We start from the raw sequence: 19718 nt of genomic DNA, 5'->3' as shown, positions 1-19718 counted from the left end.
GACCGTGACCGTGGCTTCAACCGTGGTGACCGCGACGAGCGTGGTGGCCGTTCGTTCGGTGACCGTGACCGCTCGTTCAACCGCGACCGCGACGACCGTGGTGGCCGTTCCTTCGGCGACCGTGACCGTGGCTTCAACCGTGGTGACCGCGACGAGCGTGGTGGCCGTTCGTTCGGTGACCGTGACCGCTCGTTCAACCGCGACCGCGACGACCGCGGCGGCCGTTCCTTCGGCGACCGTCCGGCCCGTTCCTTCGGTGACCGCGACCGCTCGTTCAACCGCGACCGCGACGAGCGTGGCGGCAGCAACAACCGTCCGTTCGCCCGCCGTGACGACCACCGCTCCGGCGGCCGTCCGCAGTCCGGTGGCTTCAACCGGGACCGTGACGACCGCGGTGGCCGCTCCGGTGGCTTCAACTCCGGCTTCAACCGCGACGACCGCAAGCCGCGCTGGAAGAACTGACGCCGCGCAGTACCTGACGTCGGGTCGCCCCTGACGCACCCGCGACGGGCCCGCTCCACTTCGGTGGGGCGGGCCCGTCGCCGTTCGCGCCCCGCTGTTCGCCAGCCCGCCCCGCCCGCCCCTTCCGGTTGTTCTGTGGCCGAGAATAACCAGTGGCGCGGTGTGCCCGCCCTGGCCTACCGTCGGCGGCATGAGCAGCAGAACGCAGGTGGCGGTGGTGAACGAGGGCATCGCCGAGCGGGGGAGCTACCGTGCGAGCGGGGGCGAACTCGTCGAGTTGACGGAGCAGTTGGCGGCGGCGCGGGCCGGCACGGTGTCGTACGACCCGGCCGGGCTGGACGCCCTGGTCGCGGCGGGCGGCCCCGGTCCGGTGGCGGCGTCCGCCGTCGAGGTGACGGCCGAGGGCAGCGTCCAGGCGGCCCACCGGCTGGTCGAGGCGGGCGCCGGCCCGGTCGGGGTGCTCAACTTCGCCTCCGCGCGGAACCCCGGCGGCGGCTACCTGCGCGGCGCCCGCGCCCAGGAGGAGGACCTCTGCCGCAGCGCCCTGCTGTACACCTGCCTGCGGGAGGCGCCGGACTACTACGAGGCGCACCGGGCCTCGACCGACCTCCGGTACAGCCACCGGGTGATCGTCTCGCCCGACGTGCCGGTGGTCCGGGGCGAGGACGGCGGGCTGCTGGCGCACCCGTACGGCGTCACGTTCCTGACCTCGCCGGCGCCGAACGCCGGCCAACTGGCGCTGCGGACCCCGGGCGGCGTGGACGTGCGGGGCGTGCTCGCCGAGCGGGCCGAGCGGGTGCTCGCGGCGGCGGCCCGGCACGAGGTGCGCGCGCTGGTGCTCGGGGCGTGGGGCTGCGGGGTGTTCCGCAACGACCCGGCCGAGGTCGCGGAGGCCTTCGAGCACGCGCTGGCCCGCTACGGCGCGGCCTTCGACCGGGTGGTCTTCGCGGTCTGGGACCGGACGCCGGTCTCGCCGAACCGGGCCGCCTTCGAGCAGCGGTTCGGCGGTTGACGTCCCGGGCGCTCGCGGGTCACCGGGCCCTTCGGATCACCGGTGCTTTCGGGTCACCGGTGCTTTCGGGTCACCAGGGCCGAAGTGACCACCGAGGCGGCCGTCACCACCCCGGTGACGGCGAAGACGGACGGCCAGGCGCCCATCTTCTTCGCCAGCGGGTGCGAGCCGCCGAAGGCCGCCACGTACAGCCCGGTCAGCGCCGCCGCGGCGGGCGCTCCCGAGCGCCGGTGCCACTGCGCGGCGGCACCCGCGCCGGCCACGGCCAGCACGGCACCGCCGAGCTGTCGCTTCCCGGTCCACCGGGCGACGCCGTAGCCGCCGAGCAGACCGCTCGCCGCGGTCAGCGCGGCCGGTGCGGTGCTCGCGAGCGCGTTCGGGATCCTCGCCATCGTCGACTCCACTCCTCGGCGGATCCGGTGCGGATCCGCGGCGGGTTCTCGGGCTTCCCCGGGCTTCCCCGGGGCTTCCGACGATAACCCGCCGCCCGCGCCGGCCCGCCCCGGCCCCCGGCCCCGCCGCCCCCGCGCTACCGCACCGCCCGTTCGAAGGGCAGTGCGGGCGCGACGGCCGCCAGCCGGGCCGCGGCCTCCTCCGGCGCCAGGACCCGCTCCAGCCGCAGGTCGCCGGGCACCTGCTCGACGAACCGCCCGGCCGCCCAGCTCCGCTCGTACGGCTGCGGGTCCAGGACAAGGGTCCGCACGCCGTCCACCACCGGGATGTCCTCCGGCATGCCCTCGTTCCAGATCCAACCGCCGTCCGGCGCCACCAGGTTGAACGCGCCCGTCGCGATGAACCGGCGCCCGTCCAGCCACCGGGTGCGGCTGAGCGCGACCACCTCCGGGTCGGGGCGGCTGCCGGGCAGGTGACCGCCGCCGATCAGCGCCTCGGCGAGCAGCGTGTGCAACTGGAAGTTGTCGGTCAGGCCGTCCATCCGCAGCAGGTAGCCGGTGCCGCTCGGGCGGTGCAGCACCAGGAGCGGTTCGTCGTCGAGGGCGGCGGCCAGGTACCGCAGGCCCTTGAGGTCGTGCCGCTCGGACCGCTCGCGGTACCGGTCGATCAGTTCGGCGAGCACGTCGGTCACGCCGTCGGCCCGGGCCGCCCGGCGCACGGCGGCGTGCGTGCAGAGCGCGAACGCGGCCCGCTGCCACAGCTCGAGGGTCCACCAGCCGGCCACGGCCCGGTGGGCGTGCCACCCGGCCATCCGCCCGTGCCCGTGCCCGTCCGTTCGCCCGTCCGTGTGCCCGTCCGTCCGCCCGTCCCCGAGGAGCCGGGCGTGGGCCCGGCCCGGGTCGTCCCGGTCGGGGTCCGGCAGGTCCTCCGCGTCGCCGTCGGCCCACCGGTCGATCAGCAGCAGCGCCCCGGTCAGCGCCTCGCGCAGCCCGGCGAGCACCCGGTCGGCGCAGGCCGCCGGGTCGGCGCCGCGCTCCACGCAGGCGCCGACCATCATCGCCAGGTGCGCGCGGGGGAACGCCGGGGTGTCCGTGAGCAGCGCCGCCAGCCGGGGCCCGACCGCCGCCGACTCCGCCGCCCCGGCGGGCCCGAGCAGTCCGCCCGCCCGGCGCAGCGCCGCATCGAAGCGCTCACCCCCGTCGGGGCCGTCCGCCAGGCCGGCCACGGCCGCCTCCAGGGCGCCCACCGCCCGTTCGAGTGCGGTCTGCTGACGGCCCGACGGCCCGCCGGGGCGGCTGTCCTGCGCGGAGTGAGGGTCGAACACCATTCGCCGCAGCATAGGGGCTGTCAGTACCGGGTGAGAGACTCGCCCGGTGACCGAGCACGAGATCACCGACGGCCTCTACCGGATCCGGAACGTCGCCACCGGCCTGCTGCTGGAGGTCCCCGGCGGCAGCCGGCGCAGCGGCGTGAAGGTGCTGCTCGCCGCCGAGGACGGCTCGGACGCCCAGCTCTGGCGGCTGACCGCCGTCCACCCGGGCGGCGCGCTGTTCCACGTCGAGAACGTCGCCGGCGGCAAGCGGCTGGACGTCACCGGCGCCGCGACCGACGACGGCGTCCCGGTCCAGCAGTGGTCCGCCAACGCCTTCGGTGCCCAGGAGTGGCTGGTCGAGCACCACGTCGACGACCCCGGCACCTGCACCCTCACCAGCTTCATCAGCGGCAAGCCCCTCACCGCCCCGACCGACGACCCCACCGCCCCCGTCCACCAGTGGGAGGACGTCGACTCCCCGACCCAGTGGTGGCGCCTGGAGCGGCGGCCCTGACCCGGGCCGACCGGTCAGTCCAGCCGGTACCCGTCGTGCTTGAAGACCGACCGGTCGTGCCAGCGCAGGAAGTCGTGGGCGCGCGGTGCGGCCGGTCGGCCGTGCGGGTGCGGCACCGGTCGGTCGTGCAGGGCCCGCACCGCCTCGCCGGCGGGCGAGTCGGTCCGGAAGTGCGGGGAGATCCGGACGGTGCGGTCCTCGGTCACCCCGAGCACGCCGAAGTCGAACAGCGCGTGGTGCAGCGAGCAGAGCGCGAAGGCGTTGGCCAGGACGTCCGGGCCGCCCTGGCTGTGCCACCGGATGTGCGCGGCCTCGACGCCGACCGGGTGGCGGCCGAGCCGGCCGTCGTACCCGCAGAACGCGCAGGCGTGGTCGAACGCCCGCAGCACGTCGGCGGCGAACCCGGCGGCCCGCACCCGCCGTCGGACCAGCCGGAACACCGGGTCGGGGGCGGCACCGGCGTCCGGATCGCCGCCGCTGAGGTCGCCGCCGCTGAGGTCGCCGCCGCCCAGGTCGGCGATGCCCAGGTCCGGCAGCTCGACATCCGCCTGCTCGCAGATCGCCGCCTCCAGGGTGGGCGTGAAGTGCCGGTCGAGCAGCAGCCGGACGGCGATCGGCCCGGCCGACGGGTCCTCGGTGAGCAGCCGCTCGACCTCGGGCCGCAGCCGCCCCACCGCGCCCACCCCGCGCAGCGCCGCGCCGCTCTCCCGGACGTCCCTGGCGTCGAGTTCGCGCCCGGTGGCGTCGCGGAGCGACCAGAGGCTCCGCTCCAGGTGGACGAACGGCATCGCCGCCCGCTGCACGGCCGTCACGCGGCCGACGGCCGGCCCGAAGTCGTTGATCAGCCGGCTGACCGGTTCCTCGGCCTCCGCGTAGCCGACCAGGCTGCTGCCCAGCCGGGCGTGCCGGCCGAGCAGCCAGAGCAGCAGCAGCGGCTTGTGCGGGGCCCGGACCCCGCCGGTGTTCGCCTGCCGGAGCCGGCCCAGGACGTCGAGCAGTTCCCCCCGCTTCATCGCTTCACCCGCGCCCGGATCCCGCGCTACGCCGACAGGTTGGTGCGGAGGGCGTCGAGGTCGGCCTCGGTGGCGCCGTGGGCGTGCAGGTAGGCGGGGACGGAGCCGTGCTCGTCGTGGATCCAGGCGAAGGAGGAGACGAGCAGCTCCGCCGAGACCGGGCGGGAGAGCCGCTCGGCGCCGGTCTCGTCGAGGTACGGGGTGGGGCCGTCGAGCAGGCCCAGGCCGGTGTTGGAGAGCAGGTAGTCGGCGGTGATGTCGGCCTCGGAGGCGCCCAGCAGGGACTGGACGACGGCGATGGTGAGGCCGGTGCGGTCCTTGCCGACGGCGCAGTGGACGACGGCCGACAGGGTGCCGGGGGCGCCGAGCCGGCGGATCGCGGCGACCAGCGACGGGCCGGCGGTGGAGGCCATGAACGGGTAGAGGTCGACCTGGTCCTCCGGCCAGGGGCGCGCGGACTCCTCCGGCTTGGCGGGCAGGGTGGGCAGGTGCAGCACCTCGTGGTCGAGGTCGTGCCGCAGGTCCGGGAAGGCGTCCAGTTCGTGCCGGCTGCGCAGGTCTATGACGGTGCGCAGGCCGAGGGCCTTGAGCCGCAGGGCGCCCTCGGGCGTGAGGGTGTGGAAGGAGCCGGAGCGGAACAGCACGCCCCGGCGGAGGGCACCGACGCCCCCGGCGTCACGGAAGTTGCGCACGCCGGGGATGTCGATGAAGGCGGACTGCACGTCGTCGGTCATGGCCACCACCGTACGGTCGCGGACCGGGCCAGGGGAAGGAAGAGACCGGCCCTTTCGATCTTCGCCGGGGGCCCTGTTCCCCGTGGTGCTCAGCGGCCGCCGGAGACGTCCAGGAACGCGCCGGTGGAGTACGAGGAGGCCGGCGACAGCAGGAAGAGGATCGCCTCCGCGACCTCCTCGGGCCGCCCGCCGCGGCGCATCGGCAGATTGGGTGCGACCCGGTCGACCCGGCCGGGCTCGCCGCCGAGGGCGTGGATGTCGGTGTGGATCAGGCCCGGACGCACGGCGTTGACCCGGATGCCCTCGGCCGCGACCTCCAGGGCCAGCCCGCGGGTCATCGAGTCGACGGCCCCCTTCGCCGCCGCGTAGTCCACGTACTCGTTGGGCGAGCCGAGCCGCGAGGCCGCCGAGGAGACGTTGACGATGGCACCGCCGCGCCCGCCGTGCCGGGTGGACATCCGGCGGACGGCCTGCGCGGCGCACAGGAACGGGCCGGTGATGTTGGCGGCCCAGATCCGGTTCAGCCGCTCCTCGTCGATGTCCTCCAGCCGGCCCTGCCGTTCCAGCGTGCCGGCGTTGTTCACCAGGGCGGTGAGCGGGCCGAGTTCGGCGTCGACGGTGTCGAACAGCCGGGCCACCTCGGCGCTGCGGGTGACGTCCGCCCGGACGGCGAGCGCGGTGCCGCCGTCGGCCCGGATCGCGTCCACCACCGAGGCGGCGGCGGCCTCGTCCGCCCGGTAGTTGACGCACACCCGGTAGCCGCGCCGCCCGGCCAGCAGTGCGGTGGCGGCACCGATGCCGCGCCCGGCACCGGTGATCAGAACGACGTCGGGCTGCTCGGAACCGTTCGTTGTCGACATGCTCCGTACCCTACCCGCCCGCCGCGTCCCGGGTCGGGGCCCCGGGAATTCGCTCGCCCGGCGCGGCCCCGCCCGGCAGACTCACTCCTCCGGACCGGCTGACGGACCGGCTGACGGACCTGCTGACGGACCGTCCGACGAGAGGAGCCCCGCCATGTCCACCCCGCCCGGCACCGCGCCGACCCCCGGCACCGTGCTGCTCTCCGGCATCGTCGGCTCCACCGCCTACGGGCTGGCGCACGCCGGCTCCGACCTCGACCGGCTCGGCCTGTTCGCCGCCCCGACCGAGGACTTCCACGGCCTGCGGCTCCCGGTCGAGTCCCAGGTCACCACCGCCCCGGACCGCACCCTGCACGAGGCCGCCAAGTGGTGCCGGCTGGCCCTGCGCTGCAACCCGACCGCCTCCGAACTGGTCTGGCTGCCCGACGACCTCTACGAGGTGCGCACCCCGCTCGGCGAGGAGCTGATCGCGATCCGCCGCTCCTTCATGAGCGCCCGGGCCGTGCGCACCGCCTACCTCGGCTACGCCACCCAGCAGTTCCGCAAGCTGCGGACCCGGGACACCGCCGATCCGGCCACCCGTGCCCGCGCCGCCAAGCACGCCCGCCACCTGGTCCGGCTGCTCGAACAGGCCGTCCACCTGCACGAGGCCGGCCACAACCTGGTCCGGCTGCCCGACCCGGAGCGGGTCCGCGACCTCGGCGAGCGCATCGCCGACGACCCCGCCCGCGCCGAGGGCCTGCTCGCCGCCGCCACCGAGCGTCTCGACCACCCCGGCGTCCTCCCCGACCACCCCGACGACCGCCCCGCCGAGGCCTGGCTCCGCCGTGTCCGCGCCGCCCACTGGACCGACCGCCCACCGACCGCCCACCGCACGAACCACCCACCGGACAGCCACGCGTGAGCCCGACCCCACCGGGTAGGATCACGGCGGCCCGCCACCATCCCGGCCGGGCCACGGGCCGCTAGCTCAATTGGCAGAGCTGCGGACTTTTAATCCGTAGGTTCAGGGTTCGAGCCCCTGGCGGCCCACGTGTGATGAGAGGGCTACACCCCCTCTGACCTGCAGCGCAGCACCCCGGCTAATTGGAGTAGTCGGGGTGCTGCTGCGTTTGCGGGCCGTCTGCGTGAGCGATGCGTGAGCGGACGGCAGGTCAGTGCCTGGTCAGGCGGCGGACTGGGCGTCCTTCGGCGACCTCGCCCGGGGGACGAGCGCGGCGGCGGCCTCGGCCTGGGCGAAGGCCAGCTCGGGCAGGACGCTGGCGTAGATGTCCGCCGTGATGGTGATGGAGGAGTGGCCAAGCAGCTCCTGGAGCACCTTGAGATCGGCGCCGGCCGCAAGGAGAAGCGTCGCCGCGACGTGTCGGAGGTCGTGCAGGCGGATCGGCGGAAGGCCGGAGAGGGCCACGAGCCGCTCGAACATGTCGGTGACCTTGCCCGGGTGCAGCCAGCCGCCGTCCTCGGCGGTGAATACCCGGCCGGTGTCCTTCCAGGCCGGTCCCCACTTGTCTGCCTCCGTCTGCTGGCGGACGCGGTGGACACTGAGGGCGCGGACGGTCTGCTCGTCGAGCGGTACGACCCGGAAGCCCGCGTCCGTTTGGGTATCGACTCATCAAGGCGGCCGACTTCTCGTAGGGCTGCACCGATCGGTAAGAGGACTTTGCTCGTCCTCCTGTCAGCTCCGCGCCCGGAGCATGGCCGTGAGGAGGGGCGACTCGGGCGAGGGCTGCTGGCTGTTGATGGCCTCGTATCCCCACGACTCGTACAGGGCCTGAACCTTGCCGTCTCCGGCGAGCGGGTTGACCATCAGGGTGACGCGCTCCTCTGTGCGGCCAGCCAGGAGGTCGTCGTGGATGCGCCGTGCAATGCCCGTGCCCCGCCATGGGGTTCGAAGGCCGATCTCCTTGATCACCAGTGTGCTGACCTCGGTGAAACCATGGGGCAGCGGCTCAGTCATGCGCTTCCAGTACCGGTCGTCGGCCGTCAGCGTGTTCCCGTAGGCGTACCCGATGGCCGCCGTGCCGTCGTACGCGATGACGGCTTCGAAGCCGGGCTCGGTCGCGTGCCGGTCGAGGCGTTCGGCGAATGCCTCGACGCGGTAGTTCGCCAGGTGCAGCAGCGGGGCGCGGACGTCCGCGTAGACGTCCAGGAGGTCCTGGCGGGCATCGGGAGTGAGATCGGTGTAGTGGCGGAGTTCGACGGTCACGCGGTGGTCCTCCAGGTGTCGTGGGCGTACTCTGTCCAGGTCAGCGCCGGGCCACTGTCGGCCGCTTGGGCGGTCAGCTTGGTGCCGAACGAGGCCAGCATGCCGGTGACGCGAGGGTGGGTGGAGACCGCGGCCGGCACCGACATCGCGGTGGCGACAGCGGGTTCGAAGTCGCCCTGGCCGAGTTGGGCGTGGGCGAGGCGGACGCTGGTGATCGCATGGGAGCGCTGCATCGCACCACGGCGAAGCGCCATGCTGCGGTGAGCGTGGGCTTCCGCGTCTTCCCAGTTGCCGGCGGCCAGGTGAGCGGCGAGGGCGAGGGAGTCGAGTTCGGCCTGGTCGTAGAACGCGGTGATCCACACGGGTCGGGACGCTGCGGCATCGGCGCGGTCGAGGGCGTCCTGCGCATGGCCGAGGGAGCGTCGGACGGCGTTGGTGTCGCCACTGAGGCCGTGGATGGCAGCGTGCCGGGCGTGGCCGAGGGAAGCGAACAGCGGGTCGCGGCGGGCGATCGGCAGGCCGCGGGCGACGTCGTTGGCGGCGAGCGCGTCGCCGGGGCGGCCGAGGTGGCGGTAGAGGCTCCCGGCGTGCGACCAGATGCGGAACTGGATGGCGGAGTCGCCGGACATCGCCGCGATAGAGGCCGCCTTCTGGTGATGCTGGAGAGCGGCGTCGAATCGGCGGCCGTCGATGGCCGCCCACATCGCGCTCGACATGAAGGAGGCCGCGCAGGCGTACAGGGACGACCGGATCCGCTGGCTTGCGGTGCCGTGTTCCTGGAGGGCGAGTGCCTCGTCCGCGAGGGCGACAGCCTTGGCCTCGATGCTGACCCGGCCGCCGTGCCTGTGGTCGCTGGCGATGACCTCGGCGAAGCGGGCCTCCAGCAGCTGGATGTCAGCGGCGCCGATGCGGCGCGGTGCAGGGGCGGCAGCCGTGCCGGTGAGGGTGGCCACGGCAGTGCTGCCGGCGGCCGCTATGAAGTCGCGTCGCCTCACGTCTGCCTCCGGTGTGGTGCGGGCCCGGCCCGTGGGGGCGAAGCCGAGCTGTTCGGGCATGCAGTCGAATACTGCACCCAGTGCGACGCGGATCTTTCCCGGTGGCCACCGGGTCACGCCGGTGAGCCAGTTGTGGACCGTGCGCTCTGATACGGTGCCCGGCTTCCCAGTCAGGGTCCTGATCTCGGCATTCACTTCGCGCGCTAACTCGGCCTTGGTCATGCGGCGTTCGGCCATCCTGCGGCGGAGAGCGACGTTTGCCACCATGCGGTCAACGTAGCCGCGTTGTCACCTGCTGTGCAGGGCTTTGGGTAATGGGACCGTCAAGTTTTCCGGTTGGTGTCGGGCCAGGCCGCACCGAACTTTGCCTCACCACCGAGGCGTTGGCAGTCGTTTACTGGGTGTGCGGCCGCCGCCGGAACCCCCGCGGAAGTGGCACCGACACATCCCTGCCCTCACCCCTGGAGCCCGCGATGCCGTTCCCCTCTGGTCTTCCCAGGCGAGCCCCGGCCACCGCATGGCTCAACCCAGGTGTGCCATCGTGACCGGCACGATCAGCGCGCTTGAGGAACAGGAACCGACCTCCGGGACGAGCATCGACCTTCCCTACCGGCCGGAGGCGGCGTCGCAGGCCCGAGCGCTGGTTCGGACGATGTTGGCCGAGTGGAGTCTGGACGACCTGGTCGACGACGCCGTGCTCGTGGCGTCGGAGATGGTCGCGAACTCCGCGAAGACCGGCTGCCACACGGCGATGACGCTCCAGATCATCCGGACGACGGCCGCCTCGGTGCGGATCCTGGTGACGGACGGCTGCCGCGTCCTGCCGGTGCGGATCAACGCGGGCAGCGGCGACGAGTCCGGCCGCGGGCTCGAACTCGTCCACAAGCTCACCCACGGCCGCTGGGGAGTATCCCTTGGACCTCTCGGCAAGACCGTCCATGCCGACCTGCGAGTCGGTGGGAAACCGTGAGGGGGCCAGCACCGAGGCTCGGCGCGCGATCCGATCAGTACCGCCCTGCAGACGGTCTGGATCACCGTCACCTCGTCGTGCTCGGCCTGCTCGGCGCCCTGACCGACCACCAGCTCACGGGCGACCCGCTGCCCCGAATCGCGGCCTCCACTCCCGACACCGAGCCGCTGGCACCCTCAATCTGACTCGCGAAGGAGTCCGCACGATGCAGACCCTGGACCGCTACCGGAGCCGCATCGCCCGCCGTCCGAAGGTGGTCGTCGCGCAGCCGGACGGCTTCTGCAACCTCAAGTGCACCTATTGTTACCTGCCCGACCGCGACCGGCGCTCACCGATGCCCGTCGAGGTCGCCGAGGCCGTGGCCCGGTCCGTCGCAGAGTTCGCCGGCACCACCTCGGCGGCACCGGTTGAGATCGTCTGGCACGCCGGTGAGCCGCTGGCCATCGGCCGTCGGCGGTTCGCCGAGCTGCTGGCCCCGTTCGAGCCACTGCGGCAGGCCGGCCTGGTCGAGCACTCGGTGCAGACCAACGCCGTGCTGATCACCCCGGCGTGGTGCGAGTTCCTGACCGACTACGGGTTCCGGGTCGGGGTGAGCATCGACGGTCCGGCCGCGCTCAACCACCAGCGTGTGGACTGGGCGGGACGCCCCGCCTTCGACCGGATCATGAAAGGCGTCGCGTGTCTGCGCGAGCACGGCGTGCGGTTCTCCACGATCGCGGTCGTCAGCGCCGAGAGCATCGGCGACCCCGAGGGCCTGCTCGACTTCATGGCCTACCTCGGCTGCCACACCGTGGGCCTGAACATGGAGGAGCTGGAGGGCGTCAACACCGACCGCGCGGTGCCCACCGCCGAACAGGCCCGCGAGTTCTGGCGTCGGGCAATCGCATGGTCGCGCCGGCACCGCGGCCTGACCATCCGCGAGGTCGACCGCCTCGGCAGTTACCTGCAGGCCGTCCGCGCGGGCGGAGCAGCCGCGTGGGACGAGCTGCTGATCGACCCGATTCCGACCGTCTCGTCCGCTGGGGACGTCGTCCTGCTCTCGCCCGAGCTCGCCGGGATCAGTGATCCGGCATACAAGGACTTCCGGGCCGGGAACGTCATGGAGCTGAGCATCGGCTCCATGCTGGACCGCGCGCACGAACTCCGGTACGTGCGCGAGTTCCTGACCGGCCTGGACGGGTGCGAGGCCACCTGCGAGTTCTTCGGCTTCTGCCGGGGAGCGCAGGCCGGCAATCGCTACTTCGAGAACGGCCGTCTGGACACCACCGAGACGAACTACTGCCGCGTTTCCAGGCAGGCCCTCATCACCGCACTGTCCGATACCGTCCGAGAGGAGCAAGCCGCATGACCGTCCTTGAACTGCTGGCCGCCACCGACGCCCCGGTGGTCGCCGACCTCACCGCTGGTCGAACCGTCGCCGTCGCCGGGTTCGACAACCGGCCCACCTGGGACAACGCCGGATCGTCGTTCGACAACCGGCCGACGTGGGACAACTGGTCGAACAAGGGCAAGTAGCACTACCTGAGCCACCCGGGCCCGCACCAGCGCGGTGGGGGCCCGGTCCCCCGAACCGAGAGAGCGGAGCAAGCCCGTGGACAGCACCTTCGGCCGCGTCACCGTGACCCTGCCCAGCCTGAACGAGCCGGGCCTGTACCTGTCCAACGTCAGCACGCTCGACTCCGCTCGGGGCATCGTCCAGGACTTCCAATACACCGACGCCAACCTGCGGGACCTGGACCTCACCGACACCAGCCTCATCACCGGCCGCGTCACCGGACTTCGCGCCGACCGCGTTCGGCTCGACAAGGTCCGGCTCGACTCCGTCGAGTTCGACACCTGCGACCTCGCCACCGCCCGCATCACGGACGCCAAGCTCTCCCGTGTCGTCTTCCGCAACTGCAAGATCATGGGCGCCCAGCTCACCGGCGTGACCCTCGACAACGTGCTGTTCGAGAACTGCAAGCTCGACTACAGCAGTTTCGAGCAGGTCCGGGCCGCCGGACCGCTGGTCTTCTCGAAGTGCGTCCTGAACGAGGCGACGTTCACCGGCAGCGACCTCAGTCGGGCCGTCCTCGACGCCTGCAGGCTGCGGCTGGCCGAGTTCGGCCGGGGCAAGTACCAGGACCTCGACCTGCGCGGCAACGACCTGCGCACCGTCCGAGGCACGGCCAACCTCGGCAAGGTCATCATCGACCGGGCCCAGCAGGCCGAACTCGCCGAAGCCCTGGTCGCCGAGCTGGACGTCACGTTCGCGGACACCCTTGACGACCGCCGGTGAGACCAACCGGGAGGAGCCCGGAATGAACCTCGCCATCGCCCACCACGACCCTGCCGCGCTCGCCGAACGGTGCGACGTCGCCGGCGTCCGCATCGCGTGCGGCGAAACGGGCTACGAGGACGGAGCCGTCCTTCCCGACGGTCCCTGGCAGCCCCTCACCGCCGGCCTCGCCCGGCAGCTCCGACCGACCGCGCTCACCCGAGACACCACGCTGGTCGAGCTGGTGAGGTTGCCCGACGGGCTGGCGCCGGTCAGCCTCGACGCGCTGGCCGATCCACTCGGCGACCCGGACGCCGTCCACCTCGGCCGGGCCGCGAACCCCGCAAAGGCCCTCACGACCACGCCGAACTACCGAGACGGCCGGCGCATCGGCCTCCATGTCGACAACTGGGACAAGCTCGCCTACCACGCCAAGCACCTGGGCCGGCGCCGCCTGTGCATCAACCTCGGGCCCGGCACCCGGTACATCCTGCTCGGCGACATCGACATCCAGGCCATCTGCCGAACCGTCCACCCCGACCCCGAGAACCGCTACCCGCACACCGATGACCTCCGCGCCTACATCGCCGCCGGGCACCGGTTGAGCGTGTACCGCATCCGTTTGGAGCCCGGCGAGGGCTACATCGCCCCCACCGAACTGCTGCCCCACGACGGCTCCACCGAGGACCGGCCGGAACCGTCAACCGCCGCATTCTGGCTCGGCCACTGGCCACGCGGAGTGCTACCGACCATAGCCTGACTGCCCACCCGGATCGCACCGGACTCTGCTACGCGAGTGGAGTGCAGGACCCGTGACCCGCGCCCCGGAGGGGGCGGCCGCAGCTTCGTGTTCACCAGGGAACGTGTAGGACAGGCCAGGAGCCGGCACGGCAGGCCGGAAAATCTCGAAAAAGGGCCTGCTTGTGGGCTACTTGAATGGTTACATGGTTACCTGGAATGCAGACCGGGGCCAGGTCCGTTGTTCGGCAGCAGCCAGAGAGCCTTCGTGGATGCTGCCGTGTCCACCTCGGCAGCACTCGGGGCGTGAGCAGGCGTTCTCGGCCCGATCGAAGGTGACATGCGAGCCTTCGGGGAAGAAGAGCGAGAGCGATGGCATCAGTAGAACAGCAAGTGAAGAGCGCCGACAGCGTGATCTGCCAGAATCTCGCCAATCCAGTAGGCGACCGGGGCTTCCTCTCGCAGAACGTGCTGGGGCAGCTCCGGAATCTCGTCGAGGGACTTGCCGTCTGGGCACACGTCAAGGATCACTCGACTGAGTTTCACTATAATCAGGTCGGGCCAGCTCTGGATGCTGTTAGGGGGATCGCCAAGTTCAGGCTGTTGAGCAGATTCCACGGCTTGCTGCAGGCCAGCGTCTCGCACTACACGCTGGATCGCGATCCGTCTGAGCGATTGATGCTGAAGTACTACGAGTACCTTCTCCGTACGCGCGTCCTGGCGCAGGATCTCCTCGGAATCAGAATCCTACACAATCTCGAACAGTTTCCGGTCGATCTCGATCCTTCGTTGCGCGATTACTACGAGAAGATCGCCGCCCGCATCGAGCATCCCCAAGCGGCGGTACACTCAAATGAACGTCGCGAGCGATATTACATTCACAGCTCGCGCCCCTTCTTCGTGTCCGGTCGCATCTATTACGAGGTGACGTTTTACCTCGCCCACAATCGGACGAGTAAGTTTGATCGAATTATTGGCTTTACCGACATCGACGTCACCGACAAATATGCAGCCAGTCTAGAGTTGGCGAGTGACGAGATTGAGGTCCTCGGGCAGAAAATGCCGATCACGCTGATCCGCTCATGGGAGGTGTCAATCCGGCCGTGTGAGTTCGACAACTTCGCACGCCTCTTCGACGCCTCGTATGGAAAGGTCAGGGCGTCGAATTCCGAGTACCGAAATCTGATGCGATATCTTACGATCACACGGTCAAGTCTGCTTGATCTCATGGATATGACCGACGCCGCATACGGGGCGTTCCGCTCTTGGGTGCTGAGCGGAACCCAGCGAGATGCGGTTATCTTTCCTGTTCTAGACCGCGCGCGATCACTCGTTCGCCACGACCGGCCAGGTTCTCGTCTGCTGCGGTACCTCATGCTGCGGATGAACAATCGTGTAATCAAGGCACAGTTCGATGCCGCCGGGTGTTCTTTCCTCTCCGGGCTTCGCGTTTCCTGGAGTTGCAGGCCCTTCGACACGATGCCGTTCTGTACATCACCGCGCGGACACAATCCGCCCTTTGGGGACCTTGCCGAGAGTCTGGATGCGAGGACCCGGCCTTACGAGCTGCTGGCCAGACGAGTCAAGGGCAATGTCGAGCAGCACGGTGTGATCTACACGCCGGCAGGCGAGCTGGAGGACCTTGGTGACGTCGATGAGATGATCGCGCGCCATAATCGGATGCTGCCACCCACTGAACGGCACGCGCGGCGGAAGCTGGCTCATGAAAATGGGCACGTGTTCGTCGTCGGTTACGAGGACGATACGGTCTCGATCATCAACAGGCTCCGAAATATCTCTGCCAATGGCGTCTCCCAACACAGCAGTGATGTGCAGGCATGGATTGATGCGAACCCAGGTGCCATCGATGACCCTTTGAAGGCTGAGGCGCTGACGGAATTGTTTGAGCACTCGAAGGTCGCCCTCGTGTACGGCGCAGCCGGTACGGGAAAATCGACGATGGTGAACCACATCGCAAACTACTTTGCTGGCGCACGGAAGCTTTTCTTGGCGCATACCAATCCGGCCGTCGATAATCTGAAGAGGCGAGTGCAAGCGCCGAACGTCGAGTTCAGCACGATCAACAAGCACGTGCGTAGCAGTACGTCATTCGGAGCAAAGTACGACGTGTTGGTGATCGACGAGTGCAGCACTGTAAGCAACGCAAGCCTGCTCGATGTACTTGAGAAGACATCCTTCGATCTGCTCGTGCTTGTTGGCGATGTCTATCAGATCGAGTCGATCGAATTTGGCAACTGGTTCAGCATCATCCGGTCATACATCCCAAGCGAGTCCGTCTTCGAGCTTACACAGCCCTTTAGGACGACCGACCAGAGTCTTCTCACGCTGTGGGACAGGGTGCGGAACCTGGACGACCGCATCGAAGAGTCGCTCTCCAAGAATGGCTACTCGACGATTCTGGGAGACTCACTATTTCGGCGTCGAAGCAACGATGAGATCGTGCTTTGCCTTAACTATGATGGCCTATACGGAATCAACAATGTTAACCGGTTCCTGCAGGCCAGAAACCCGAATCCAGCTGTGGCCTGGGGGGAGTCTACGTACAAGGTTGGCGATCCCGTACTTTTCAACGAATCAGATCGATTCAGCCCGGTCATCTTCAATAACCTGAAGGGCGAGATCGTCAAGATCGATCGCGCTCCCGGCCGCATCACTTTCGATGTGACCCTCGAGCGGGATTTCAGTGAACCCGACGCGATTTTCTCAGGTCTGCGTTTGGTGGAAGGCTCGATGGTCCAGTTCGATGTATTCGAACGCGGCAACAGCGACGATGACGACGACTCGGTCACCACCATGGTGCCGTTTCAGATCGCTTACGCCGTATCGATCCATAAAGCACAGGGCGTTGAGTACAAATCGGTCAAGGTTGTTATCACGGATGCCAACGAGGAAAGCATCTCCCACAGTATCTTCTACACCGCGATCACCCGCGCTCGGGAGCGTCTCGAAGTGTTCTGGACTCCAGAAACACAGCATCGAATCCTGAGTCGTCTCGCAGTGCGTGAAAACACGAAAGACGAGCATCTGATGAAGGTCCGCCGAGGTTTGATCCCTGTTGAGAAGCGGCCGAAGCGCCATAAGACGCGCCAGCTGCCGTAGACAGCAGGTTGGAAGGCCCCGAGGCCAACAGTCGGCTGCTGGCCCTCGGCGTTATCTCCGGTTCAGAGGGCCCTGAAGGCTCCAGGTCTGTTGCAAAGTCCCGTGACCAGCCGACTCATGCGCTGAACGGGACTTTGCAACACTCCTGCCGACTTGGCCGGTCGAGAATGTGCGGATCCGCATGGCGCGGCCGGCCGCGTAGGCGGTGCGCCCAGAGGTGTGGGCCGTTGACGGCACCGGGTTCCCCAAGAACGGCAAGATCCCGCCAGGGGTTGCCCGGCAGTACTCGGGTACCCCTGGCACCGCGCCGCTAGTATCCGGTAGGCGTCACGGGACGGTGGACGGAGTCAGGTCATGGGCGGCACGGATGAGGCAGCGGTCAAGCGGAAGTTGGGGATCCCAACCTGGCGGAACCTCTCCAAAGCCAAGGTGCTCAAGTTCGCGGCCGCGATGCCCGAGATGGCCACCGAGGTACGGCTCAAGCTCATCGAGCAGTTCCCCGCCTTCAAGGACCTGGGCAAGGCCGACATTGATGCGGTCAAGGAGGCGCACAAGTCCACGCTCGCGGCCAACGAGAACAGCCAGGACCACTTCTACAAGGCCTCGCAGGACCAGCGGGACGCCTTGCGGGCTGACCTCGGTCGAGACGACCTCAGCTGGGAGCAGCGAGAGGCCCTTCACGACCGCCTCGACCGGAACGTGGGGCAGGTGTACGAGAAGGACAGCGAGAGCAAGCAGTTCCTGGGGACGGGGATGAAGGTGGTGGCCGCCACCGGCGCGGCCGCCCTCGTACTGGGCGTGGTCTTCGTCGGCGGCAAGGTCGCTGGTACGAGCGAGGATGGTTCCGAGGAATCCCAGCAGGACTAGCTAGTCGGGCTCGTCGAGTGGCCGCCCGGGAGCGTCGGTCTCCGGCCTCCTCCGCTCGTGGAGAGTGCGCTCCTTTGTGAGTGATGCGTGAGCGGACTGCGCGGCAGTGACCGCCCGACACTGGATGGGGCGTCACTGTGCATGTCGACACGCTGCAGGGATAACAGCAGGTAGTCAGTTCCGTTCCGTCGGATCACGATCCGTATTGATCTTTTAATCCGTAGGTTCAGGGTTCGAGCCCCTGGCGGCCCACTCGGGCGTAGGCCGGAACGGTCGGCGTTCCCCCGCCCTCGCCCCGGGCATGCGACCGGCCCGGTCTCCCGGAGGTTCCGGGGGACCGGGCCGCGGTGCGTGCCGGTGCTGCGGGGGAGCGGTCAGGCGAGGCCGCCGGCGGCGGCGATGACCTGGCCGGTGATCCAGCGGGCGTCCTCGGAGGCGAGGAAGGCGATGACATCGGCGATGTCCTCGGGCTCGCCGACCCGGCCCAGCGGGGTCATGCCGGCGACGGCCGGGAACTGGTCGCGGATCGGGGCGGTCTGGTCGGTGTTGACCAGGCCCGGCAGCACCGAGTTGACGGTGATCTGGCGGGCGCCGAGCTCCTTCGACGCGGCCAGGCCGAGCGCCTCGACGGCGGCCTTGGTGGCGGAGTAGACGCCGAAGCCGGGGAACGGCTGCTTGGTGTAGCCGGTGGAGATGTTGATGATCCGGCCGCCGTCGTTCAGCAGACGGGCGGCCTGCTGGATCGCGTAGAACGTGCCCTTGAAGTTGACGTCGATGACCCGGTCGAGGAGGTCCGAGCCGACCTCGGCGAGCGCGCCGATGGCGCCGATGCCGGCGTTGTTGACCAGGATGTCCAGCGAGCCGAAGGCCGCGACGGTCTCCTTGAAGACCCGCTCGACGTCGGCCGGGACGCCGATGTCGCCCTGGATCGCGATGGCCCGGCCGCCGGCCGACTCGATCGCGGTGACGACGGCCTGGGCGGACTCGGCGTCGCTGTGGTAGTTGACCGCGACCTGGGCGCCGTCGGCGGCCAGGCGCAGGGCGGTCGCCCGGCCGATGCCGCGCGAGGAGGCGGTGACGAGGGCGGTCTTGCCGGCGAGCTTCTTGGTGGCGGTCATGGTGATTCGGTGCCTTTCCGTTCGTGGTGGGCGATGTGATTAATGTAGCGATCGCTACATGCAATCGCAAGCAAGTTGAGGAAGATCGGCCGGGAGCCCGGGCTCCCGGCCGGACCGGGGTCAGACCGGCAGCTCGACCGAAAGGCCGTGCCGGAACACGTTCCTCGGGTCGTAGACGGCCTTGACCTGCTGCAACCGCGGGTAGTTGTCCTTGTAGTCCAGGCGCTGCCAGGGGATGCCCGAGGTGTTCAACTGCGGGTCACGGGCGTCCGCGTCCGCGTAGTTGATGAACATGCCGTCCGTGGCCACGTTCAGGCCGGGCACGCCGCCGGTCTCGGCGTACAGCTCGCGGAAGAACTGCCGCAGCCAGGCCAGGTGGACGCCGTCCTGGGCGGGGTCCGTCCACAGCGCCGCGCACTGGACCTTGGGGATCGAGTCCCGCTGGGCCACCGCGGTGTCGGTGGAGGGCCAGCGGTTCACCTGGTCGCCGTACGCCGAAATGAGCATCAGCGCACCGGGGTTGAAGTAGTCGGTGCGGGTCGGGTTGCGGTCCATCGCGTCGATCTGGACGGCCGTGAAGGCCCTGCGCTGGTACCCGGGCTTGCCCTTGAACCGGTAGGTCGGGTCGGGCCCGGTGAATCCGCCCCACTGGGTCGCGTGCAGCCAGGGGACGAGCCGTTCCTCCACGACCACCGGGGCGACGCCGACGCCGGCCCCCAAGACTGCGGCTGTTCGACCAGGGGGTGGAGCAGCCAGGAGGCCACCACGGTGATCGCGAGGCCCAGGAGCAGCAGGGCGAGCGCCTGCGGGGTGTCGAAGAGCCTGGTCCCGAGCCGGGCGCGGAGCCGGATCAGCAGCGGGACGTGCAGGAGGTAGAAGACGAAGGAGATCTCGCCGAGCCAGATCGCCGGGCGGCTGTGCGGCATCGTCCGCTTCCCGGCCAGGTCGCCGGCCGCCACGGCCGGAACGATCAGGGCGAGCGGGACGAGGGTGGCCGCGTCGAGCCCGTAGACGTACGGCAGCCGCATCGCCAGTGCGTAGGCGGCGACGAAGGCGATCACCGCGGTCAGCGGGCCGATGGCGATCCAGCGGCCGGAGAGGACGATCCGCGCCATGACGATGCCGAGACGAAGTCCAGCGCCCGGAC

General features: G+C 69.8%; 21 protein-coding genes, 1 tRNA gene and 1 pseudogene. 11 read left to right on the top strand and 12 right to left on the bottom strand.

Features of this window, described 5'->3' with window-relative positions:
* Nucleotides 1-339 (bottom strand): hypothetical protein (locus tag ABZW10_RS19560; protein WP_355367035.1); only part of this gene is annotated, 339 nt, incomplete at its 3' end.
* A 313-nt stretch (nucleotides 340-652) separates the two neighbouring features.
* On the opposite strand from ABZW10_RS19560, the gene ABZW10_RS19555 reads away from it, so the two are divergent.
* On the top strand, nucleotides 653-1474 hold the full coding sequence (locus ABZW10_RS19555) for a TIGR02452 family protein (protein WP_355367032.1): 822 nt from the start codon (nucleotides 653-655) through the stop codon (nucleotides 1472-1474).
* Nucleotides 1475-1527: 53 nt separating this feature from the next.
* Here the strand turns inward: ABZW10_RS19555 and ABZW10_RS19550 are convergent, their stop codons facing one another.
* Both ABZW10_RS19550 and ABZW10_RS19545 read right to left on the bottom strand, forming a co-directional pair.
* Nucleotides 1528-1866 carry a hypothetical protein gene (locus ABZW10_RS19550; RefSeq protein WP_355367029.1) on the bottom strand — a complete coding sequence of 113 codons (339 nt, stop codon included), beginning with the start codon at nucleotides 1864-1866 and terminating at the stop codon, nucleotides 1528-1530.
* Nucleotides 1867-2003: 137 nt separating this feature from the next.
* Nucleotides 2004-3194, bottom strand: coding sequence for a hypothetical protein (locus ABZW10_RS19545; protein WP_355367026.1), 1191 nt, complete (start codon nucleotides 3192-3194; stop codon nucleotides 2004-2006).
* A gap of 46 nt (nucleotides 3195-3240) precedes the next feature.
* Between ABZW10_RS19545 and ABZW10_RS19540 the strand changes: the two genes are divergently transcribed.
* Nucleotides 3241-3693 carry an RICIN domain-containing protein gene (locus tag ABZW10_RS19540; RefSeq protein ID WP_355367023.1) on the top strand — a complete coding sequence of 151 codons (453 nt, stop codon included), beginning with the start codon at nucleotides 3241-3243 and terminating at the stop codon, nucleotides 3691-3693.
* Between the two features lie 14 nt (nucleotides 3694-3707).
* Here ABZW10_RS19540 and ABZW10_RS19535 read toward each other — a convergent pair whose 3' ends face one another.
* The 3 genes from ABZW10_RS19535 to ABZW10_RS19525 form a co-directional block, all read right to left on the bottom strand.
* Nucleotides 3708-4706 (bottom strand): phosphorothioated DNA-binding restriction endonuclease, encoded by a 999-nt coding sequence (locus ABZW10_RS19535; protein ID WP_355367020.1) that lies wholly within the window; start codon nucleotides 4704-4706, stop codon nucleotides 3708-3710.
* A 26-nt stretch (nucleotides 4707-4732) separates the two neighbouring features.
* Nucleotides 4733-5440 carry a tyrosine-protein phosphatase gene (locus tag ABZW10_RS19530; protein ID WP_355367017.1) on the bottom strand — a complete coding sequence of 236 codons (708 nt, stop codon included), beginning with the start codon at nucleotides 5438-5440 and terminating at the stop codon, nucleotides 4733-4735.
* A gap of 89 nt (nucleotides 5441-5529) precedes the next feature.
* Entirely contained in the window at nucleotides 5530-6300 is a 771-nt protein-coding gene (locus ABZW10_RS19525) for an SDR family oxidoreductase (protein ID WP_355367014.1), read from the bottom strand.
* A gap of 154 nt (nucleotides 6301-6454) precedes the next feature.
* Between ABZW10_RS19525 and ABZW10_RS19520 the strand changes: the two genes are divergently transcribed.
* Together ABZW10_RS19520 and ABZW10_RS19515 are read left to right on the top strand one after the other, a co-directional pair.
* A complete protein-coding gene (locus tag ABZW10_RS19520; RefSeq protein ID WP_355367011.1) occupies nucleotides 6455-7204 on the top strand; it encodes a nucleotidyltransferase domain-containing protein in 750 nt (249 codons plus the stop codon).
* Nucleotides 7205-7259: 55 nt separating this feature from the next.
* Nucleotides 7260-7332 (top strand) — tRNA-Lys (locus ABZW10_RS19515).
* 133 nt (nucleotides 7333-7465) lie between these two features.
* Here the strand turns inward: ABZW10_RS19515 and ABZW10_RS19510 are convergent.
* From ABZW10_RS19510 to ABZW10_RS19500, 3 genes and pseudogenes are all read right to left on the bottom strand, one after another.
* Nucleotides 7466-7822: pseudogene (locus ABZW10_RS19510) on the bottom strand (tyrosine-type recombinase/integrase); the annotation flags it as partial.
* A 153-nt stretch (nucleotides 7823-7975) separates the two neighbouring features.
* Nucleotides 7976-8506 (bottom strand): GNAT family N-acetyltransferase, encoded by a 531-nt coding sequence (locus tag ABZW10_RS19505; RefSeq protein WP_355367008.1) that lies wholly within the window; start codon nucleotides 8504-8506, stop codon nucleotides 7976-7978.
* Entirely contained in the window at nucleotides 8503-9768 is a 1266-nt protein-coding gene (locus ABZW10_RS19500) for a helix-turn-helix transcriptional regulator (RefSeq protein ID WP_355367005.1), read from the bottom strand. Before ABZW10_RS19500 ends, ABZW10_RS19505 begins: the two co-directional genes overlap by 4 nt.
* A 274-nt stretch (nucleotides 9769-10042) precedes the next feature.
* Here ABZW10_RS19500 and ABZW10_RS19495 point away from each other — a divergent pair, with 274 nt between their 5' ends.
* The 7 genes from ABZW10_RS19495 (at nucleotide 10043) to ABZW10_RS19465 (ending at nucleotide 17453) form a co-directional block, all read left to right on the top strand.
* Complete coding sequence (locus ABZW10_RS19495) at nucleotides 10043-10471, top strand: ATP-binding protein (protein WP_355367002.1); 429 nt, start codon at nucleotides 10043-10045, stop codon at nucleotides 10469-10471.
* A 205-nt stretch (nucleotides 10472-10676) separates the two neighbouring features.
* Nucleotides 10677-11819, top strand: coding sequence for a cyclophane-forming radical SAM peptide maturase AmcB (gene amcB / locus ABZW10_RS19490; RefSeq protein WP_355366999.1), 1143 nt, complete (start codon nucleotides 10677-10679; stop codon nucleotides 11817-11819).
* Complete coding sequence (amcA, locus tag ABZW10_RS19485; protein ID WP_355366996.1) at nucleotides 11816-11986, top strand: multiple cyclophane-containing RiPP AmcA; 171 nt, start codon at nucleotides 11816-11818, stop codon at nucleotides 11984-11986. Before amcB ends, amcA begins: the two co-directional genes overlap by 4 nt.
* Before the next feature lie 76 nt (nucleotides 11987-12062).
* Complete coding sequence (locus ABZW10_RS19480; protein WP_355366993.1) at nucleotides 12063-12749, top strand: pentapeptide repeat-containing protein; 687 nt, start codon at nucleotides 12063-12065, stop codon at nucleotides 12747-12749.
* Between the two features lie 22 nt (nucleotides 12750-12771).
* Nucleotides 12772-13488, top strand: a complete 717-nt coding sequence (locus tag ABZW10_RS19475; protein ID WP_355366990.1) for a hypothetical protein — start codon at nucleotides 12772-12774, stop codon at nucleotides 13486-13488.
* Nucleotides 13489-13838: 350 nt separating this feature from the next.
* Complete coding sequence (locus ABZW10_RS19470; RefSeq protein WP_355366987.1) at nucleotides 13839-16586, top strand: ATP-dependent RecD-like DNA helicase; 2748 nt, start codon at nucleotides 13839-13841, stop codon at nucleotides 16584-16586.
* A gap of 429 nt (nucleotides 16587-17015) precedes the next feature.
* A complete protein-coding gene (locus ABZW10_RS19465; RefSeq protein WP_355366984.1) occupies nucleotides 17016-17453 on the top strand; it encodes a hypothetical protein in 438 nt (145 codons plus the stop codon).
* A 374-nt stretch (nucleotides 17454-17827) separates the two neighbouring features.
* Here the strand turns inward: ABZW10_RS19465 and ABZW10_RS19460 are convergent, their stop codons facing one another.
* From ABZW10_RS19460 to ABZW10_RS19450, 3 genes are all read right to left on the bottom strand, one after another.
* Entirely contained in the window at nucleotides 17828-18571 is a 744-nt protein-coding gene (locus ABZW10_RS19460; protein WP_355366981.1) for an SDR family oxidoreductase, read from the bottom strand.
* Between the two features lie 120 nt (nucleotides 18572-18691).
* Entirely contained in the window at nucleotides 18692-19126 is a 435-nt protein-coding gene (locus ABZW10_RS19455; protein ID WP_355366978.1) for a BBE domain-containing protein, read from the bottom strand.
* The gene (locus ABZW10_RS19450; RefSeq protein ID WP_355366975.1) at nucleotides 19078-19686 is read right to left on the bottom strand and encodes a hypothetical protein; all 609 of its coding nucleotides are present in this window, start codon (nucleotides 19684-19686) and stop codon (nucleotides 19078-19080) included. The genes ABZW10_RS19455 and ABZW10_RS19450 overlap by 49 nt, the downstream gene beginning before the upstream one ends.
* Nucleotides 19687-19718: the final 32 nt, after the last annotated feature.

Source organism: Kitasatospora sp. NPDC004723, from assembly GCF_040609255.1.
Classification (GTDB): Bacteria; Actinomycetota; Actinomycetes; order Streptomycetales; family Streptomycetaceae; genus Kitasatospora.
Note: the sequence above shows the minus strand (reverse complement) of the source record. Positions and strands in the feature narration are given on the sequence as shown.

Coding starts and splice junctions, on each gene's coding strand:
- ABZW10_RS19500 (WP_355367005.1), bottom strand. CDS start 9,768: ATGGTGGCAAACGTCGCTCTCCGCCGCAGGATGGCCGAACGCCGCATG.
- ABZW10_RS19520 (WP_355367011.1), top strand. CDS start 6,455: ATGTCCACCCCGCCCGGCACCGCGCCGACCCCCGGCACCGTGCTGCTC.
- ABZW10_RS19545 (WP_355367026.1), bottom strand. CDS start 3,194: ATGGTGTTCGACCCTCACTCCGCGCAGGACAGCCGCCCCGGCGGGCCG.
- ABZW10_RS19535 (WP_355367020.1), bottom strand. CDS start 4,706: ATGAAGCGGGGGGAACTGCTCGACGTCCTGGGCCGGCTCCGGCAGGCG.
- ABZW10_RS19525 (WP_355367014.1), bottom strand. CDS start 6,300: ATGTCGACAACGAACGGTTCCGAGCAGCCCGACGTCGTTCTGATCACC.
- amcB (WP_355366999.1), top strand. CDS start 10,677: ATGCAGACCCTGGACCGCTACCGGAGCCGCATCGCCCGCCGTCCGAAG.
- ABZW10_RS19450 (WP_355366975.1), bottom strand. CDS start 19,686: ATGGCGCGGATCGTCCTCTCCGGCCGCTGGATCGCCATCGGCCCGCTG.
- ABZW10_RS19555 (WP_355367032.1), top strand. CDS start 653: ATGAGCAGCAGAACGCAGGTGGCGGTGGTGAACGAGGGCATCGCCGAG.
- ABZW10_RS19550 (WP_355367029.1), bottom strand. CDS start 1,866: ATGGCGAGGATCCCGAACGCGCTCGCGAGCACCGCACCGGCCGCGCTG.
- ABZW10_RS19475 (WP_355366990.1), top strand. CDS start 12,772: ATGAACCTCGCCATCGCCCACCACGACCCTGCCGCGCTCGCCGAACGG.
- amcA (WP_355366996.1), top strand. CDS start 11,816: ATGACCGTCCTTGAACTGCTGGCCGCCACCGACGCCCCGGTGGTCGCC.
- ABZW10_RS19460 (WP_355366981.1), bottom strand. CDS start 18,571: ATGACCGCCACCAAGAAGCTCGCCGGCAAGACCGCCCTCGTCACCGCC.
- ABZW10_RS19470 (WP_355366987.1), top strand. CDS start 13,839: ATGGCATCAGTAGAACAGCAAGTGAAGAGCGCCGACAGCGTGATCTGC.
- ABZW10_RS19455 (WP_355366978.1), bottom strand. CDS start 19,126: ATGGACCGCAACCCGACCCGCACCGACTACTTCAACCCCGGTGCGCTG.
- ABZW10_RS19530 (WP_355367017.1), bottom strand. CDS start 5,440: ATGACCGACGACGTGCAGTCCGCCTTCATCGACATCCCCGGCGTGCGC.